Source organism: Streptomyces sp. NPDC102258 (genome assembly GCF_055584685.1).
Map to the genome: position 1 here is coordinate 1 of NZ_JBVJLO010000070.1, position 1,883 is coordinate 1,883.

General features: G+C 68.1%; 1 pseudogene. It reads left to right on the top strand.

Annotated features, from left to right (window positions below):
- Positions 1-14 precede the first annotated feature (14 nt).
- Positions 15-1,883, top strand: a pseudogene (locus ACZ6ZT_RS35170) (type I polyketide synthase); the annotation flags it as partial.

Consider the following 1,883-nt stretch of genomic DNA (forward strand, 5'->3'; position numbering starts at 1 on the left):
GCGCCCGGACCATCGACCTGCCCACCTACCCCTTCCAACGCCAGCACTACTGGGCACCCGATGGCTCCGCATCGGCAGCGCTCACGCTGGACAGCCGGCCGGACGAAACCGCCGTACTTCCATCGGATACGACGGACCACGCTGGACAACTCCGCCGAGAACTCATGACGTTGACCGCGACCGAGCAGATCGCGCGGTTGCTCGACCAAGTACGCGACGGTGTCGTCACCGTCCTCGGACTGGACGCCCACGCCGAAGTGCGCGCGGAGGCAACGTTCAAGGAACTGGGCGTCGAATCGCTGACCGGTGTCGAGCTCAAGAACCACCTCCGTTCCCGGACCGGACTGCACGTCCCGACCTCGCTGATCTACGACTGCCCGACTCCCCTCGCCGCCGCTCACTACCTCCGTGACGAGCTCTTGGGCGAGTCCCAAGAACAGGCTGTCATCCGCCCCGACACCCCGGTCGACGAGCCGATTGCGATCGTGGGGATGGGGTGTCGGTTCCCGGGCGGGGTGTCGTCGCCGGAGGGGTTGTGGGATCTGGTGGCCTCGGGGGTGGACGCGGTCTCTCCGTTCCCCACTGATCGGGGTTGGGATGTGGCGGGGTTGTTCGATCCGGAGCCTGGTGTGCCTGGGCGTACGTATGTGCGTGAGGGTGGGTTCCTCCATGGGGCGGGGGAGTTCGACGCGGGGTTCTTCGGTATTTCGCCGCGTGAGGCGTTGGCGATGGATCCGCAGCAGCGGTTGTTGCTGGAGACGTCGTGGGAGGCGTTGGAGCGGGCGGGTATCGATCCGCACTCGCTGCGCGGCTCACGGACCGGCGTCTACGCCGGAGTGATGGCCCAGGAGTACGGCCCCCGACTCCACGAAAGCGCTGACGGATACGAGGGCTATCTGCTGACCGGGTCCTCCAGCAGTGTGGCTTCGGGTCGTATCTCGTATGTGCTGGGTCTGGAGGGGCCGGCGGTGACGGTGGACACGGCGTGTTCGTCGTCGTTGGTCGCGTTGCATCTGGCGGTGCGGGCGCTGCGCAGCGGCGAGTGCGACCTCGCCCTCGCGGGCGGCGCGACCGTCATGGCCGAACCGGGCATGTTCGTGGAGTTCTCGCGGCAGCGGGGACTGGCCGCCGATGGGCGGTGCAAGGCGTTCTCTGCCTCGGCCGACGGCACAGGCTGGGCCGAGGGTGCGGGCGTGTTGCTCGTCGAGCGGTTGTCGGATGCGGTGCGGCATGGGCGTCAGGTGCTGGCGGTGGTGCGTGGTTCGGCGGTGAATCAGGACGGTGCGAGCAACGGACTCACGGCGCCGAGTGGGCGGGCCCAGTCGCGCCTGATTCGTCGGGCGTTGGCGGATGCGCGGTTGGGTGTGGGTGATGTGGATGTGGTGGAGGCGCATGGGACGGGGACGCGTCTGGGTGATCCGATCGAGGCGCAGGCGTTGTTGGCGACGTATGGGCAGCGGGATGCGGGTCGGCCTTTGTGGCTTGGTTCGCTGAAGTCGAATGTGGGTCATACGCAGGCTGCTGCTGGTGTGGCTGGTGTGATCAAGATGGTCATGGCGATGCGGCACGGTGTGCTGCCGAAGACGTTGCATGTGGATGCGCCGACGGCGGAGGTGGACTGGTCGGCGGGTGCGGTGTCCCTGTTGACGGAGCAGGAGCCGTGGCCGCGGGGCGAGCGCGTACGGCGAGCTGGTGTCTCGGCGTTCGGTGTGAGCGGGACGAACGCCCATGTAGTGGTCGAGGAAGCGCCGGATGTGCAGGAATGGGCGGAGCCGGGTGCTGGGGGGCTTCTTCCGGTGGTGCCGGTGGTGGTGTCGGGTCGTTCTGCGGGTGTGGTGCGTGAGCTGGCGGCCCGTATGGGGGGTGTGGCTGGGTCGGGGCGG